Source organism: Psychromonas sp. MME1 (assembly GCF_041080865.1).
Classification (GTDB): domain Bacteria; phylum Pseudomonadota; class Gammaproteobacteria; order Enterobacterales; family Psychromonadaceae; genus Psychromonas.
On record NZ_CP160906.1, the window covers coordinates 2,318,075 to 2,334,310 of the forward strand.

Below are 16,236 nucleotides of genomic sequence, written 5' to 3' on the forward strand. Positions count from 1 at the left end.
TATTTATTGTCACCTTATTCTGAATGTTCCTCATTCGAGAAAAGTGCATCGATAAACTCTTTGGCATTAAACTCCCTCAAATCATCAATCCCTTCACCAGTCCCGATGTAACGAATGGGTAAGTTAAATTTATCAGCAATCGAAAATATAATTCCCCCCTTTGCAGTACCATCTAGCTTTGTTAATGTAATTCCTGTTAAACCAACGGCTTGGTTAAATAATTGTACTTGGCTAACGGCGTTTTGCCCAGTACTAGCGTCAATCGTAAGCATAATTTCGTGAGGTGCACTGGAATCTTTCTTACGCATAATGCGAACAACTTTACTTAATTCATCCATTAAGTGGTTTTTATTCTGTAAACGACCCGCTGTATCCGCTATTAATATATCGACACCTCGAGCTTTAGCGGCATCCATCGCATCAAATAAAACGGAGGCACTATCAGCACCAGTTTGTTGAGCAATGACAGGAATATCATTACGCTCTCCCCACACTTGAAGTTGCTCAACCGCGGCAGCGCGGAAAGTATCCCCGGCTGCTAACATCACAGACTTGCCCTGCTGCTGATATTTTTTAGCCAATTTACCTATAGTGGTTGTTTTACCCACACCGTTTACACCCACCATCAAAATAACATAGGGAGACTTACTTTCATCAATGCATAATGGCTGTTCAACTTTTTGTAGAATATCGGATAGATCCTCTTTTAAGAGCGCATATAATGCTTCAGCATCTTTCAATTGCTTACGATTAGCATGTGAGGTTAAGTTATTAATAATTTTTAAGGTAGTATCAACGCCAATATCAGCAACAATTAGCTGCTCCTCTAGCTCTTCAAACAACTCATCATCTATTTTCTTACCTTTAAAAAGCGAAAAAAGCCCACTACCAATAGATAAACGCGTTTTCGTTAAGCTAGCTTTAAATCGAGCGAAGAAACCCAATGGCTTTTTCTCTTCTTTTACAACTTCTAACTTTTCAGCTTCTAACTTTTCAGCTTCTAACTTTTCAGCAGCTAACTTTTCAGCTTCTAACTTTTCAGCTTCTAACTTTTCAGCGGCTAACTTTTCAGCTTCTAACTTTTCAGCTTCTAACTTTTCAGCTTCTAACTGTTCAGCTTCTAACTTTTCAGCTTCTAACTTTTCAGCAGCTAACTGTTCAGCGGCTAACTTTTCAGCTTCTAACTTTTCAGCTTCTAACTTTTCAGCTTCTAACTTTTCAGCTTCTAACTTTTCAGCTTCTAACTTTTCAGCGGCTAACTGTTCAGCTTCTAACTTTTCAGCAGCAACTTTATCCGCTTGTCGCTTTTCGTTTTCTAAATCAACCGTTACATCTTCATCATCAAAAAGCGTTATTTCTATATTTTCATCTCTATTCTGTAATGCTTCTTGCTTCAATAATTCAAGTAACGCTTCTTTTTCACTTTGATCTTTCTTTTGCGTCTCTTCTTGCGGAGTTTTTTTTCCAAACCAGGAAAACATACCTTTCTTCTTAGTCATTAATTAAAAACCTTACTAACATGCAATATGTGCTGCTAAAATAGCAACGATAAGCGTATCTTACCATTATATCCTTGGACTAAAAATTATATGGTTAACAATCGACACAATAAATTACATGAAAAAAGTAAAAAACTGATCAAAAGTGGATTTATTCGCATCATTGCGGGGAAATGGCGAGGTAAAAAATTACCGGTATTAGATAAAGAAGGGCTGCGTCCAACCACAGATCGCAATAAAGAGACACTCTTTAATTGGCTAATGCATGATATTCGAGATACAAACTGTTTAGATTGTTTCAGCGGTAGTGGCAGCTTAGCTTTCGAAGCATTATCTCGCTCTGCTCAACATGTCACACTGCTCGAACGCGATACACAGGCGGCATCACAATTACAGGTTAACTTACAAACATTACAAGCCAATAATGCACAGGTCATTGCAACGGATTCCCTGCATTTTTTAAATGCACAAGCACAGCACCCCTTCGATATTGTGTTTATTGACCCGCCATTTATGCAAGGTTTAGTAAAACCATGCTGTGAACTATTAACAAAAAACGGCTACTTATCAGATAACGCATTGATATATATAGAAACAGAGTCTAATTTATCAAGCGATCAATTACCTAGCCATTGGCAGTTAATCAAAGAGAAAAGTGCAGGGCAAGTGAGGTTCCAACTTTATCGAGCTTATACCAATCGGAATAAATAGCTGATCTATTTTACGGGTTAAAATAACTTACTTTTTTGTTGTAAGTTTCGCAAAGGGAACAACCATTTGCGTCAACTTACGCCTCAAATTAAGCCATTTTTCCTGCGCAAAATTTAGATCACATACTTAATCCGATTGGTATTAAAGCCTCACTATCCTAGTAGAACAAGGGAGGAGAACAATTGCTATTGTGGTCCTCGCCTTAACAAGACCCCGTCACAGCGATAAATCCCGCTTCTGTTTCAATGAATTTTCCTTTGCTAACGAGAAAATTAATAAGATCCTCAGCCGTAAGATTACTATCCATGCAGGTGTGAAACAGGCTATCGTCACCAAACTGCTCGGCAACGGCTATTTTTAAGGTCGATGTGGTGAAAAGTATTTCACTGTTCGAAACCAGATCAATGACCTGATGCCCATGAATTGATTGACTCATTGATTACTCCAATTAGATTAGATTGCCCCTAGAGTATAATCACAGTAATTAAGTCAAGTATTGATATTAAACAAAAAGCGAACGGTTTTCATATTCTAACAAAAAGCACTCCGAAGAGTGCTTTGATATTCATTAACTAGTTAATCACTTATGCATTTTTCATCCGGTTAGCAATACTTTCTGCCTGTGGACCAATAATAACTTGTAAATTATTTTCACCTAATTTGACAACGCCCATCGCACCTAAATTTTTCAATTCAGCTTCATTAATCAAGCTACAATCTTTTAGTGTTAGACGTAAACGAGTGATACAAGCATCAATAACAGTTAGGTTATCTAAACCGCCTAACGCTGCTACATAAGCTGTCGCAAGTTCACCAGCATCTTGACTTTTAGTTGTCGTTACTGCGTCAGCATCTGCGTCTTCACGACCGGGTGTTTTAAGGTTTAATCCTTTGATTAGCGCTACGAAAGTGAAGTAGTAAAGTGCAAAGAAAACAACACCTTGAACAAGTAGCATGTACCATTTAACAGCTAATGGATTTTGTGAAGATAGTACCATATCCACTAAACCTGCTGAGAAACCGAAACCTGCCATCCACTGCATTGATGCTGCGAAAAATACAGAGATCCCCGTTAAAAATGCATGTACAACATATAGCAGTGGCGCAACAAACATGAATGAAAATTCAAGAGGCTCAGTAACACCAGTGAAGAAAGAAGCTAAAGCCGCAGCGATCATAATTGATGCAACTTTTTCTTTGTTTTCTGGCTTTGCCGTCATGTAGATAGCAAGTGCAGCACCAGGAAGACCAAACATCATAATTGGGAAGAAACCAGCTTGGTACATACCGACAACACCAACCGCTTCTTTACCTTGCGCAGTAAATGCATCAATCGTTGTTTGACCGCCTAGGAAGTTCGGAATATCGTTAATACCCGCCACGTCAAACCAGAACACAGAGTTAAGTGCATGGTGTAGACCAACTGGAATTAATAAACGGTTAAAGAATGCGTAGATACCAGCACCGACATCACCTAAACCAGAGATAGTTTCACCAAAGTGTTGTAGACCTTCGAAGATCACAGGCCAGATAGCCATTAATACAAAAGATACACCGATCATAACCACAGATACCACGATAGGTACGAGACGACGACCAGAGAAGAATGCTAAGGCTTTGTGCAGCTCAACACTTGAAAAGCGGTTATACAACTCAGCAGAGATAATACCCACAAGGATACCCACAAACTGGTTATTGATTTTGCCAAATGATGCATGTGCATCCATGCCTGTAATTTGTTGAACCGCGCCAGGAGAGAGTAGTGTTGTAACAACTAACCAGCCCACTAAACCAGAAAGCGCAGCAGCACCATCTTTATCTTTAGACATACCATAAGCAACACCAACAGCAAATAGTAATGCCATGTTCTCAATAACAGCAGCACCAGCTTTAATCAAAAAGGCAGCAAGAGCAGAATCCCCCCCCCAACCATTTGGATCAATCCAGTAACCAATACCCATTAAAATTGCCGCAGCTGGCAGTACAGCAACTGGCACCATTAACGCACGACCTACCTTTTGGAAGTAACCTAGAATATTCACAACGAACTCTCCTTATTGATTAAACGTAAAGTGCTTAGAATTATTTCGCACTAATTATTAACAGTCAACTTTACGCTTGCAAATTAAGCTACAGTTGTAAAAATGACAAATCTTGCAACTAAGATTAAAGTTTTAATGGCATTTCGCAAATACAAAACGACTAAAACGCGATCGAAATCACTAAAAACTCGACTTTTTGATTTTTTTACTGGTAAAAAACACAAACTTATTTTACATTAAGAATTAAGTTATATTGGAAACATAATATATAATCTAACTTCGACAATAAATTAGGAGAATAGAATGCGCTTAATCCCTCTAAAAAAAAGTACTGATGTTGGTCTTTGGTCTGCTCGCCACATTGTAAATGCCATTAATAAATTTGCCCCGACGGCAGAAAAGCCATTCGTATTAGGCTTACCAACAGGGGGAACTCCGTTAGCTACCTATAAACGTCTAATTGAGATGCATAAAGCAGGTGAAGTTAGTTTTGCTAATGTCGTAACATTTAATATGGATGAATATGTCGGCATCGAACCATCACACCCAGAAAGCTACTATAGCTTTATGCATAACAACTTCTTTAATCATATTGATATCAAGCCAGAGAACATTAATCTATTAAATGGCCTCGCAGAAGATTTAGAGGCTGAATGTTTACGTTACGAAGAAAAAATAAAAAGCTACGGCAAAATAAATCTATTCATGGGTGGCATTGGTGAAGATGGTCACATCGCATTCAATGAACCAGGTTCATCATTAGCATCGCGTACCCGCATTAAAACCTTAACGCCACACACCAGACAAGTTAACTCTCGATTTTTCGACAATGACATTGATCAAGTGCCTAAATTAGCATTGACCATTGGTGTTGCAACGCTATTAGATGCCGCAGAGGTGCTTATTCTGGTATGTGGATTCAATAAAGCACAGGCCGTTGCCGCGGCCGTTGAAGGAAGTGTTAATCATCTTTGGACTGTTTCTGCTTTACAACTCCATGCTAAGGCGATTATTGCCTGTGATCAAGACGCCACCATGGAGCTAAAAGTCAAAACGCTTAAATACTTCAGTGAATTAGAAGTTGAGAATGTTAATAAATTATAATTTAAATTTTAATTAAAAAAGATTGAGGGAGATTTTACTATGTATGCATTAACCAACTGCACCATCTATACCACACAGGACGTGTTACATGACCACGCTATTGTTATAAATGGTGAGAAAATTGAAAAAATTATCCCCCTCTCTGAACTTAATAGCGATTATATAACCAAAGTTGACCTTAAAGGGGCAAATGTCAGCCCCGGATTCATTGACTTACAACTAAATGGCTGTGGTGGTGTCATGCTCAATGATCAAATAACTGAGCAAACTCTAGTAACAATGCAAGCGGCTAACTTAAAATCTGGTTGCACCAGTTATTTACCAACATTAATTACCTCATCCGATGAAGATATTAAAACAGCATTACAAGTTGCCCGCAGCTTTATGGATAAAACAAAAAATGAAGTGTTAGGTTTGCATCTTGAAGGACCATTTCTTAGCCTAGAAAAAAAAGGCATTCATCGTCCAGAATATATCCGTAAACCAGCTCAGGAGATGATAGATTTAATCTGTGCGAATGCCGATATCGTTGCCAAAGTCACCCTGGCACCAGAAAATACACCAGCAGAAATTGTTAAACAACTCACTGATGCTGGCATAGTCGTCTCTATCGGCCACAGTAACGCAACCTATCAAGAAGCAAAAATGGCGATTGATAATGGTGCCAGCTGTGCAACCCATTTATTCAATGCGATGAGTGCCATGAGTGGGCGAGAAGCGGGTATCGTTGGCGCGATTTATGATACAGCTATCTACGCGGGTATCATTGTCGATGGTTTCCATGTTGCCTATGAAAATGTACGTATTTCTAAAAAAATTCTGGGTGAAAAATTATTCTTAGTGACCGATGCCACCGCACCTGCTGGGGCGAACATTAGCGAATTCGATTTTGTCGGTACCACCGTTTACTATAAAGATGGCAAATGTTTCTCTAAAGATGGAACACTAGGCGGTTCAGCGGTAACCATGATAGAATCGATTGAGCAGTGTGTGAAACATGTCGGAATCTCATTGGAAGAAGCGATCCGCATGGCTACCCTATATCCAGCGAAGGCCATTTCTGCCGAACAAACCCTTGGTAGCATCGATGTAAATAAAGTTGCTAATTTAGCGATTTTTAACAATAACTATCAAGTGCTCGCAACTATCGTTAATGGTCATTTCGCAAGGAATGAATTGTAAATTTTTATCCTAGCCATTACATAACGTTGTGTAGTGGCTATCTAATCAATTGAAGTGAATATTAATGGAAGAATACACATCTAGCAATGAGTCCGTTATTGCTAACATTGATCATATAAAGCAAGTCAATTACGCTGCTATTTATAAGGTCATTGAAAAAAATGCCCCTATTTCACGTGTCGACGTCGCTAAAGTGAGCAAGCTTGCTCCTGCCAGTGTCACCAAAATAACACGCCAGCTGCTAGAGAATGGCTTACTGACCGAGACGGCTCGACAAGCTTCAACCGGCGGTCGACGCGCAATATCTTTAGAGCTAAATGCATCAGCGATTAATGTACTCGCAATTAAAATCGGTCGTAAACAGCTTTCCATTGGCCGTTATAACTTAGCCGGTGTGCAGCTGTTTAAAAAACAAGTACCTGTCATGGCAGAAAATGCCGAGCAACTGCTTGCCCAGCTTTTGTCTGAAATTGAATTGGTCATTGTCGATTGCACGCAACGAGATGAAAAAATATCCGCTATCACCCTAACACATGCAGGTCTGATAGACCCGATCAAAGGAGTAATACTCTACTCATCGCGCTATTCCCTAGAAAATATCTGTTTAGTCGAGCTCATTCAAACACGCTTTAATATTCCAGCTTATTTAGGTAATCACACGCGTTGCTTAGCCCTAGCGGAGCACTACTTTGGTGCCTCTCAGGATTGTAAAGACTCTATCTTAATTAGCATTCACCATGGTGTCGGTTCTGGCATTATTATGCAGGGTAAGCGGCTGCTGGGTGAAAAATATAACATCGGTGAAATTGGTCACATTCAGGTAAATCCCGCCGGGAAACAGTGTCACTGTGGTAACTTTGGTTGCCTAGAAACAGAAGTCAGTGATGATACTATTATAGAAAAAGTACAAGAGGCACTTAATCGAGGCGCCATCTCATCATTAAGCGTAGAGGAATTGAGTAGCGAGAATATATACCAAGCAGCTGCCGATGGCGATCCGCTCTGCCAAAAAATCGTCACCGATATGGTCAACTACCTCGGTAAAACCGTTGCTATTTTGATTAATATCCTTAATCCTGAAAAAATTATTATCTCAGGGAAAATTACCCTCTGTGGTAATTTACTCTTTTCAACCTTGCGCCAATCAATCAGTCAGCAAACCTTGCATGCTTTCCGTGAAAAACTGCAAATACTACCGACAGCATTAGCTGAGAATCCAACCATTGCCGCCTTTGCATTGGCAAAACAAGCCATTTATGAAGGGGATTTACTGCAGAAAATAAATAATAAATAATAAATAATAACGAGTAACATCAGATACCCGACTACAAATAGCAGTCGGGCATCAACGGAAAATATTAACCAATAACACTACCCAATTGGAAGATAGGCAGATACATCGCCACAATCAAACCACCAACGACCACACCTAACACCACCATGATCATCGGCTCTAATAGGCTTGTTAAAGCGTCAACGGCGTCATCAACTTGCTGCTCATAGATATCCGCCACTTTACTTAGCATGCCGTCAAGGTCACCGGATTCCTCACCAATCATCACCATTTGTGCAACCATATCAGGAAAAACAGTGGTCGTTTTCATCGCCACATTCATCTGCATCCCCGCCATTACCTCGGTACGAATATTGGTAATCGCACTACGATAAACATAGTTACCCGATGCCCCTGCGGCAGAAATTAAGGCATCCACTAACGGGATACCGGCAGAAAAGGTGGTCGATAGCGTGCGCGCAAAGCGGGCCACGGCGGCTTTATCTAAAATGGTGCTAATGACGGGAATTTTAAGCACGAATTTATCGGTATTATCGCGTACATTCTGCGAGGCGGCATGGGCGCGTTTAAATATAAAAATGGCCGCTATCACCGCCGCAGCGATAATGTACCAATAAGATTGTACTAAATCGGAGATGCCCAATACAAACAGGGTAAAGGCTGGGAGTTCGGCACCAAAACCGGTAAAAATATCTTGGAACTGCGGAATAACAAATAGTAGTAGCAACATCGTCACCACCCCTGCAACAGCCAATACCGCAGCAGGATAAAACATCGCCTTTTTAATTTTCGACTTCAGCGCTTCAGACTTCTCTTTATAGGTGGCAATACGATCATAAATCGCCTCTAAGGCACCCGACTCTTCACCAGCATCCACCAAATCGCAGTAGAGATCATCAAAATACTTAGGATGCGTACGCAGGGTTTTAGAGAGCGGTGTACCCGTCGCTACTTCCGTGGCAATGGAGGTCATCAGTTCCCGTAAGGACGCTTTTTCATTACTTTTAGCAATTAACTGTAGGCTCTGTACTAAGGGCACACCAGCACCTAGCATGGTCGCTATTTGTCGTGAAACAATGGCGATATCCATTGGCGATATTTTATTGCCAAAGGAGAAGAGATCTTTTGGTTTTTTGGTGATGCGGGTAACATTTACCCCCTGTTGACGCAGTTCCGCCTTGGCTTCCACTAACGAAGCACTTTGTATCTCGCCAGAGACTTTTCCGCCCTTGCGGTTAAACCCCTTCCATTTAAAGCTATGAATAACAACAGCTTGAGGTTTTTTAGGTGCAGCCATAATTCTTCCTTAAATTATAATTATTATGAACCTCCAACTGGGTCGGTGTTAAACGACGATGAGAGGAGCTGCCATCTTTTAAACAACAGCTTTTATTAACTGATTTAAAATGGCAATATTAGGTAACGCGGGTCACCTCTTTTAAACTGGTAATGCCTCTGATCGCCTGTTGCAGTGCCGATTGACGTAATGTATCCATCCCTTCAGCCTCGGCGACATTGGCGATTTGCATCGCATTACCTTCATTGAGGATGATGTGACTAATATTGTCGGACATCTGCATTACTTCATAAATACCCACACGTCCTTTATACCCATCTGTACATTTAGCGCAACCGACAGGTTTATAAAGTGTTATCCCTGCTGCAATTTGCTCATGATTAAAGCCGATCGTCTGTAACTCTTTGTCACTGTACTCATCTACCGCTTTACACTCAGGGCAGAGTCGACGCGCTAAACGTTGTGCGATAATCAGGGATACCGAAGAGGCGATGTTAAAGGCGGGAACGCCCATGTTTAACAAACGCGTTAAGGTTTCTGCTGCCGAGTTGGTATGCAATGTGGATAACACTAAATGGCCCGTTTGTGCGGCTTTAATGCCGATTTCGGCGGTCTCTAAATCTCGAATCTCACCGACCATCACGATATCAGGATCTTGACGTAAAAAAGAGCGCAGTGCTGAAGCAAAGGTCAGCCCTGCTTTATTATTGATCTGTACTTGGTTAATACCAGCAAGGTTGATCTCCACGGGATCTTCCGCTGTTGAGATATTACGCTCCACGGTATTGAGAATATTCAGTCCCGTATAGAGAGAAACGGTTTTACCACTGCCCGTTGGCCCAGTAATGAGGATCATCCCCTGCGGTTTTGACAGGGCATGTAAATATTTCGCCTTTTGTTCATCGCTGTAACCTAAACGGTCGATATCAAGGCTTGCAGCCGAGGAGTCTAAAATACGCATTACGATTTTTTCGCCCCACATGGTAGGTAGCGTACTAACACGCAGGTCAACATTACGTTTGCTCGATATTTTCAGCTTAATACGACCATCCTGGGGCAGACGGCGCTCGGCAATATCCAAACGCGACATCACCTTAAGGCGCGCCGAAAAACGGTTCGCTAAATTAACCGGTGGCGTAGCAACCTCATGTAAAATACCATCAACACGAAAACGGACGCGGTATTTTTTTTCATAGGGCTCAAAGTGTAAATCCGAGGCGCCCTTGCGCACCGCATCGAGCAGAATGCCATTAATATATTTAACGATCGGGGCATCATCTTCACTGTCGCCCTGCGCCTCGTCAAGGCGTGATTCACCTTCGTCAATTTCGATATCGTCGATATCGCCCATATCACCAAGGGAGGAGACATCATCCTCTAAGAGCTTTTCAATGGCTTTATTAAGGTAACTCTCTTCCACCAATAAGGCTTCGGTATGGATGGCAAAACTAAAGCCAAAATCTTCCAGAGCCGCGACGTTAGTCGGGTCGGACATGGCGATATAGAGGGTTTTCTGCTGCACATAGACGGGCAGCGCATGATGTTTCTCTATGAGTTTCTGATTAATAAACTTTTCTGGAATCTCATCGAGGTCCAGAGAGGCAGCGTCTAATAGAGGAATACCATATTCAGCTTCGCAGAACTGAGCCAGCTCAACACTAGAGATAAAATTATTTTCCACCAAATAGCTAACCAGTGCTTTTTTTTGACTAGCGGCAGCGGAGGTTATCTGTTGGAGTTTCGCAAAGGGGAGTAGACCGCGAGCGGCGAGGCTAGACGCCAAGCCGCTAATATGATGGGTTGCCATTAGGAATTAGCAGAAAGCACTATTACTACACACAAAACCCCAAGTAACCTGCCCTGAAGCTTGGCGAGTAGGTGTCCCTGTATAAGTAGCACTACCAAGTCCTTCACCAGCAACAGCTGTTGCTGTAATTACACCGTTTGTAGTTGTTACAGAAGTTACATAACCATATGCACCAAGTGCTGCAATATTGTACGTAGAACCAGATGCACCATCAGTACAGCCTGTAACAGTACTAAGCTCCATAGCGCACAGCTCTACTTGTGTTTTCAGACCAGTAACAGACTGCACTACTTCCGCAAATTTTGCTTTAGCTGTATAACTATTATAAGCAGGCAGTGCCACTGCTGCTAGAATACCGATAATCGCGATTACAATGAGTAGCTCGATTAATGTAAAACCTTGTTGTACTTTTTTCATTTTGTCATCCTTAATGTAATGTATTTTCATTTAACGTATTGCTTAAAATGTTAACTCTTTCCCTAGAGAAGTGGAGTAAATCGTTAAGCGATCTTGCGTTATTATGCTGTTTAACTATTTGTTAGTAGGTCTTGCAACCTAATTTGTAAAACAGCGCCTAGTTTACCTTAATGTTATAAACTTAACATATAAAAAAGTGTTTAAAATCTTTAATTTATATCAAGTTATGTGGGAAAAGTTAAGTAGCGCACAATTTACTGCTAATAAACGGTTAGCCACTTCACTTTGCGTTTTTCTATTCTCTCAGAACTATAGTCGTGGAACAAGCCCATAAACGGCAACTCTATGAGCAAGATCTAATAAAAATTTAGTTGAACGCCGCTTTTTTAAGCGAACTTTTCAATAGCACTACTTTGCACAAAAAAACAGAGCGGCTATAAATCGCCATAATAGCATAGCGAATTCAAACGCTTGCCCATTGAGAGAGCTCACCTTGCACAATTAACAAGCAAAAGGGAACGGATTAAAGGCGAAAATAGAGCGGCGATTAGCGACAGCAAAAGGGGGCAATAACGCACATAATGTTGCGACAAACACGCAACGATTGCGCGCACTTGTCGGCAATTCACCGACAAGTATAATATCGACCATTTAAAAAAGTGCTGAATTGATCCATAAGTGAGTAAAGATACTGGCGATATATCCTAAAGCAACAACGGGCGCCCATTTTAGGTGCACGGCAAAGGTATAGATACCACGCGCTTGCCCCATTAATGCGACACCAGCCGCGGAGCCAATAGAAAGCATACTGCCGCCCACACCTGCGGTTAATGTTACCAACAACCATTGTCCCGTGCTCATGTCTGGTTGCATACTTAACACCGCAAACATCACCGGAATATTATCCACGATTGCCGATAAAACCCCCACGGTAACGTTGGCATAGGTTGCATCCCAGTTGCTATACATAGCTTCGGAAATCATATGTAGATAACCAATAAATCCTAATCCACCAACACAAAGTACCACCCCGTAGAAAAATAGTAAGGTATCCCATTCCGCTCGGGCGACTTTATTAAAGATATCAAAGGGCGCACCATTACCTAAATCACGTAAACGTTCATGCTCCACCGTATCATCGGTTTTATGTATTGCACTTTTATAATAAGAGCTTTGTGTTTTACGTAAAAAGAAAGCAAAGAACTGTAACAGACCAAGACCTGTCATCATACCAAGCACGGGAGGCATACCAAGGAATGAATGGCCTAACACGGCAAAGGAGATGGTCACTAAAAATAGCGCCACGATACGCAGTGCACCGCGTTTGGTCTGTACCTGAATGCCATCACCTTGCGCAACATCCTTAGAGATAAAAAAGCTCATAATAATAGCGGGTACTAAAAAGTTAACCGCGGAAGGAATAAATAGTAAGAAGAAAGTACCGAATTGGACCATACCTTTTTGCCAAACCATTAATGTGGTGATATCACCAAAGGGGCTAAAGGCACCACCCGCATTCGCAGCAACAACAATGTTAATACAAGCAATGGCAATAAATTTTTTGTTTTCACCACCTACTTTCATGACAATAGCACACATCAGTAGTGCCGTTGTTAAATTATCGGCGATAGGCGAAATAAAGAATGCCAAGATACCCGTTAACCAAAAAATAAGGCGGAGCGTAAAGCCCTTATTAACCATCCAAGCGCGCAGGGCATCAAAAAGTTGACGTTCTTCCATGGCGTTAATATAGGTCATCGCCACTAATAAAAAGAAAAATAGCTCTGCGTATTCTAATAAATTATGACGAAAAGCGAGCTCGGCATCGTGGCTCATACCGTGTTGCGTATAATAATAACCAATCATTGCCCAAATGATACCCGCAGCAACTAGCACGGGTTTCGATTTACGCAGGTGGATCACATCTTCGAGCATCACTAAAACGTAGGCAATCGCAAAAAACAGTAATGCGGCATAACCAATGCTGTGTGACGTTAAGTCCATGGACTCTCCACTACTAGCCAACAGGCTCGGTGAAAAGAAAAGGCTAATAAGTGTCAGAAAAACACTTAAAGACTTAGTTTTAGATAACATTTCATTCATCCTTAAAGAAAGTAAAACAGTGCGAGTTAAAATTTTTTCGATATTAACATAGAAGATTGATTTTCAATACAATAAAAGAGGTTTTATCTATATGTGTTAATTGGTGCTGTTATTTCTCTCGCTTAACACTGAGATACGCAATGAGTTGCGCGAGTATAAAGCCACAAAGTAGACCAAGACAATTAGCCGCTAAATCTAACCACTCGCCATAACGATTGACATAGGGCTGGATTAATTCAATGGTGCCACTCGCTAGGATAAACAGCAGGGCTATCCAGCGCCAATATTTGGGCTTTCGTAGCGCCACCGGAAACATTAATGCCCCATAGGCGATAAAATGGTGTAGCTTATCCGTACCGGGCACATCGGGAAGCTGGCTGACGGGATACAGTGACAAAGTAATAATCACCGCTAATATCGACAATGAAATATATAACCAATAATCCCGCATTTTAGTGATTAATCTATTCATCAGTGATGCACTAAAAACTAATTGGTTTACGGGCTTTTTTACCCTCAACTTTTGTCGATTCGGTTTGCTCAACTGGCGCTTGTTGCCTTTGGCTTTCAACAGGTGCTTGTGTACCCATTTCATACTGTTCAATTTGCCCAACTAGCGCAATTTGAAAATATTGCTCATTAAAATAGATAACATCCCCTGCATACACTTTTTTACGTTTACGCGTTTCCACTTCACCATTTAAGTACACATAGCCGTCACTAATGACCTGTTTCGCTTCCCCTCCTCCAGAGACTAAATTCTCAAATTTCAATATTTTATAGAGTTCCGTTGGCTCCGCTTTTATCTCAATTAATGTCGCATAAATATCTTGCTCTGACATGTTACTCTCTTATCTCTGTTAACTCTGTTCGGTTAAACTATGATCCCAATCTTTCCAAACCACTTCATAGCCCTGCGCTTTGACTAATTCTGCCATAGTTTGCGCAGAACGCTCATCACTAATTGCGAATTGCTCTAACGCTTTTTCCGATTGCTCGGCATACCCCCCCGGTTGTGTGCTTGAACCTGCGCTTAAGGAGGTGATCCCGAGCGGCAAGACGTGATTTCTAAAGTGTTGCGATTCCCGTGTCGATAAGGATAACTCGACTTCGGGATTAAACAAACGATAGGCACAAATAAGTTGTACTAACTGTTTATCACTCATCACCGATTTAATTTCCATGCCGCCCGTGCACGGACGCAAGCGAGGAAAAGAGATGGTATAACGGGATTGCCAATATTGTTTCTCAAGATAGCTTAAATGGGCAGCCACATAAAAACAGTCGGTACGCCACTCTTCCAAACCAATTAGGCTACCTAACCCCATTTTATGAACGCCCGCTTTACCTAAACGATCATGGGTATCTAAACGATAATTAAAATCGGCTTTTTTCCCCTTTAGATGGTGCTCAGCATAGGTCACAGGATTATAGGTTTCTTGGTAGACTAACACTGAATCGACTCCATATTGAATCAACTCACTGTACTCCTCTTGCTGCAATGGCTGTACTTCAATGGTGATATGTGAAAAATATCGCTTGATGATAGGCAATGCCTGTTTGAAATAATCAATGCCTACCTTACGCTCCGACTCCCCCGTCACCAATAGAATATGCGCAAAGCCCATTTTTTTAATTGCGATGCATTCGCGTTCAATTTCCTCCATATCAAGCGTTTTGCGACGAATTGCATTATGCATGGAAAAGCCGCAATAGGTGCAGATGTTGCTGCACATATTAGAGAGATATAAAGGAATATAGAACTGCTGCGTTTTACCAAAGCGCTGTTGGGTTAATTGCTGTGATTTTTGCGCCATCTGCTCCAAATAGGGTTCAGCAGCGGGGCTTATCAAGGCTTTAAAATCCTCTAAATCTAAACGCGCTTTACTTAATGCACGCTGCACATCGGCAGCGTTTTTTGCATAAATAGAGAGGCGCACATCATCCCATTGATACGCTTTTATTTTTTCACTAAAGGTCACAGGCTTGCCTCAAGAAACGCAGTTAATGGACTCGAAGCTTGCGCATAGTGGCTCTGCCCCCCTAATCCCGCAAGATAAGCTTGACGCCCTGCTTGCACCGCTTTAGCAAAGGCTTCGCTCATGGCAACCGGATCATGCGCAACGGCAATGGCGGTGTTAACTAATACGGCATCAGCGCCCATTTCCATCGCCAAAGAGGCGTGTGAAGGGCTACCTAACCCTGCATCAACAATCACTGGAATAGTTGCCTGCTCGATAATAATCTGCAAAAAATCTGCGGTTTTAATCCCTTTATTAGAGCCAATCGGTGCGCCCAACGGCATCACGGCGGCACAACCGACCGCCTCTAAATGTTTACACAACACGGGGTCAGCATGCACATAGGGTAGCACTACAAAACCATCTAGCGCCAAGGCTTCCGCCGCTTTTAATGTCTCGATGGGATCGGGTAATAAATATTTAGGATCGGGATGAATCTCTAACTTCACCCAATTGGTTTGCAGTGCTTGGCGTGCCAGTTGCGCGGCAAAGACAGCCTCTTTGGCATTACGCGCCCCCGATGTGTTGGGTAGTAGCTGCATACCATTTTTAATCAATGGCGCGAGAATATCATCATCTTTGTGCTGCATATCCACACGTTTCAATGCCATAGTAACCAGTTGTGATTGTGATGCCCGTAAGGCATTGATCATGGTTTGCTGGTCATTAAATTTCCCCGTTCCAGTGAATAAGCGCGAGGTAAATGTTTTATCGCCAATGGTTAATTGGTCATTAACCAACATCTCTTTAAATAACATG

The 16,236-nt window shown here is 41.6% G+C and carries 17 protein-coding genes; 5 read left to right on the plus strand and 12 right to left on the minus strand.

The features are described 5' to 3' along the window. Positions 1 to 14 precede the first annotated feature (14 nt). A complete protein-coding gene (ftsY, locus tag AB2N10_RS10585; RefSeq protein WP_354623672.1) occupies positions 15 to 944 on the minus strand; it encodes a signal recognition particle-docking protein FtsY in 930 nt (309 codons plus the stop codon). On the opposite strand from ftsY, the gene AB2N10_RS10590 reads away from it, so the two are divergent. Then, on the plus strand, positions 892 to 1,428 hold the full coding sequence (locus tag AB2N10_RS10590; protein ID WP_369434670.1) for a pentapeptide repeat-containing protein: 537 nt from the start codon (positions 892 to 894) through the stop codon (positions 1,426 to 1,428). The genes ftsY and AB2N10_RS10590 overlap by 53 nt on opposite strands. A 161-nt stretch (positions 1,429 to 1,589) precedes the next feature. Then, positions 1,590 to 2,210, plus strand: coding sequence for a 16S rRNA (guanine(966)-N(2))-methyltransferase RsmD (rsmD, locus tag AB2N10_RS10595; RefSeq protein WP_369433826.1), 621 nt, complete (start codon positions 1,590 to 1,592; stop codon positions 2,208 to 2,210). 202 nt (positions 2,211 to 2,412) lie between these two features. On the opposite strand, the gene AB2N10_RS10600 is transcribed toward rsmD, so the two are convergent. Together AB2N10_RS10600 and nagE are read right to left on the minus strand one after the other, a co-directional pair. Further along, positions 2,413 to 2,646, minus strand: a complete 234-nt coding sequence (locus AB2N10_RS10600) for a YecH family metal-binding protein (protein ID WP_369433827.1) — start codon at positions 2,644 to 2,646, stop codon at positions 2,413 to 2,415. A 148-nt stretch (positions 2,647 to 2,794) separates the two neighbouring features. Continuing rightward, a complete protein-coding gene (gene nagE, locus AB2N10_RS10605; protein WP_354623552.1) occupies positions 2,795 to 4,252 on the minus strand; it encodes an N-acetylglucosamine-specific PTS transporter subunit IIBC in 1,458 nt (485 codons plus the stop codon). 303 nt (positions 4,253 to 4,555) lie between these two features. Between nagE and nagB the strand changes: the two genes are divergently transcribed. The 3 genes from nagB to AB2N10_RS10620 all read left to right on the plus strand — a co-directional run bounded on the left by nagB (position 4,556) and on the right by AB2N10_RS10620 (position 7,832). Further along, complete coding sequence (gene nagB / locus AB2N10_RS10610; RefSeq protein WP_354623553.1) at positions 4,556 to 5,356, plus strand: glucosamine-6-phosphate deaminase; 801 nt, start codon at positions 4,556 to 4,558, stop codon at positions 5,354 to 5,356. 39 nt (positions 5,357 to 5,395) lie between these two features. Beyond that, entirely contained in the window at positions 5,396 to 6,538 is a 1,143-nt protein-coding gene (gene nagA / locus AB2N10_RS10615; RefSeq protein WP_354623555.1) for an N-acetylglucosamine-6-phosphate deacetylase, read from the plus strand. Positions 6,539 to 6,602: 64 nt separating this feature from the next. Further along, positions 6,603 to 7,832, plus strand: a complete 1,230-nt coding sequence (locus tag AB2N10_RS10620; RefSeq protein WP_354623556.1) for an ROK family transcriptional regulator — start codon at positions 6,603 to 6,605, stop codon at positions 7,830 to 7,832. A gap of 64 nt (positions 7,833 to 7,896) precedes the next feature. Here AB2N10_RS10620 and AB2N10_RS10625 read toward each other — a convergent pair whose 3' ends face one another. The 9 genes from AB2N10_RS10625 to AB2N10_RS10665 form a co-directional block, all read right to left on the minus strand. Continuing rightward, positions 7,897 to 9,129: a type II secretion system F family protein gene (locus tag AB2N10_RS10625; protein ID WP_369433828.1), complete on the minus strand. Its 1,233-nt coding sequence runs from the start codon at positions 9,127 to 9,129 to the stop codon at positions 7,897 to 7,899. A gap of 118 nt (positions 9,130 to 9,247) precedes the next feature. Beyond that, a complete protein-coding gene (gene pilB, locus AB2N10_RS10630) occupies positions 9,248 to 10,936 on the minus strand; it encodes a type IV-A pilus assembly ATPase PilB (protein ID WP_354623558.1) in 1,689 nt (562 codons plus the stop codon). Positions 10,937 to 10,942: 6 nt separating this feature from the next. Continuing rightward, on the minus strand, positions 10,943 to 11,353 hold the full coding sequence (locus tag AB2N10_RS10635) for a prepilin-type N-terminal cleavage/methylation domain-containing protein (protein ID WP_354623559.1): 411 nt from the start codon (positions 11,351 to 11,353) through the stop codon (positions 10,943 to 10,945). Between the two features lie 501 nt (positions 11,354 to 11,854). After that, positions 11,855 to 12,004: a hypothetical protein gene (locus AB2N10_RS10640; RefSeq protein WP_354623560.1), complete on the minus strand. Its 150-nt coding sequence runs from the start codon at positions 12,002 to 12,004 to the stop codon at positions 11,855 to 11,857. Next, complete coding sequence (gene nhaD, locus AB2N10_RS10645) at positions 12,005 to 13,447, minus strand: sodium:proton antiporter NhaD (RefSeq protein ID WP_354623561.1); 1,443 nt, start codon at positions 13,445 to 13,447, stop codon at positions 12,005 to 12,007. It abuts the gene before it with no gap. 118 nt (positions 13,448 to 13,565) lie between these two features. Beyond that, a complete protein-coding gene (locus AB2N10_RS10650) occupies positions 13,566 to 13,928 on the minus strand; it encodes a VanZ family protein (RefSeq protein ID WP_354623562.1) in 363 nt (120 codons plus the stop codon). Between the two features lie 10 nt (positions 13,929 to 13,938). Beyond that, the gene (locus tag AB2N10_RS10655) at positions 13,939 to 14,298 is read right to left on the minus strand and encodes an RNA-binding S4 domain-containing protein (RefSeq protein WP_354623563.1); all 360 of its coding nucleotides are present in this window, start codon (positions 14,296 to 14,298) and stop codon (positions 13,939 to 13,941) included. An 18-nt stretch (positions 14,299 to 14,316) separates the two neighbouring features. Further along, entirely contained in the window at positions 14,317 to 15,438 is a 1,122-nt protein-coding gene (gene thiH, locus AB2N10_RS10660; protein ID WP_354623564.1) for a 2-iminoacetate synthase ThiH, read from the minus strand. Continuing rightward, positions 15,435 to 16,235 carry a thiazole synthase gene (locus AB2N10_RS10665; protein ID WP_354623565.1) on the minus strand — a complete coding sequence of 267 codons (801 nt, stop codon included), beginning with the start codon at positions 16,233 to 16,235 and terminating at the stop codon, positions 15,435 to 15,437. Before AB2N10_RS10665 ends, thiH begins: the two co-directional genes overlap by 4 nt. Position 16,236: the final 1 nt, after the last annotated feature.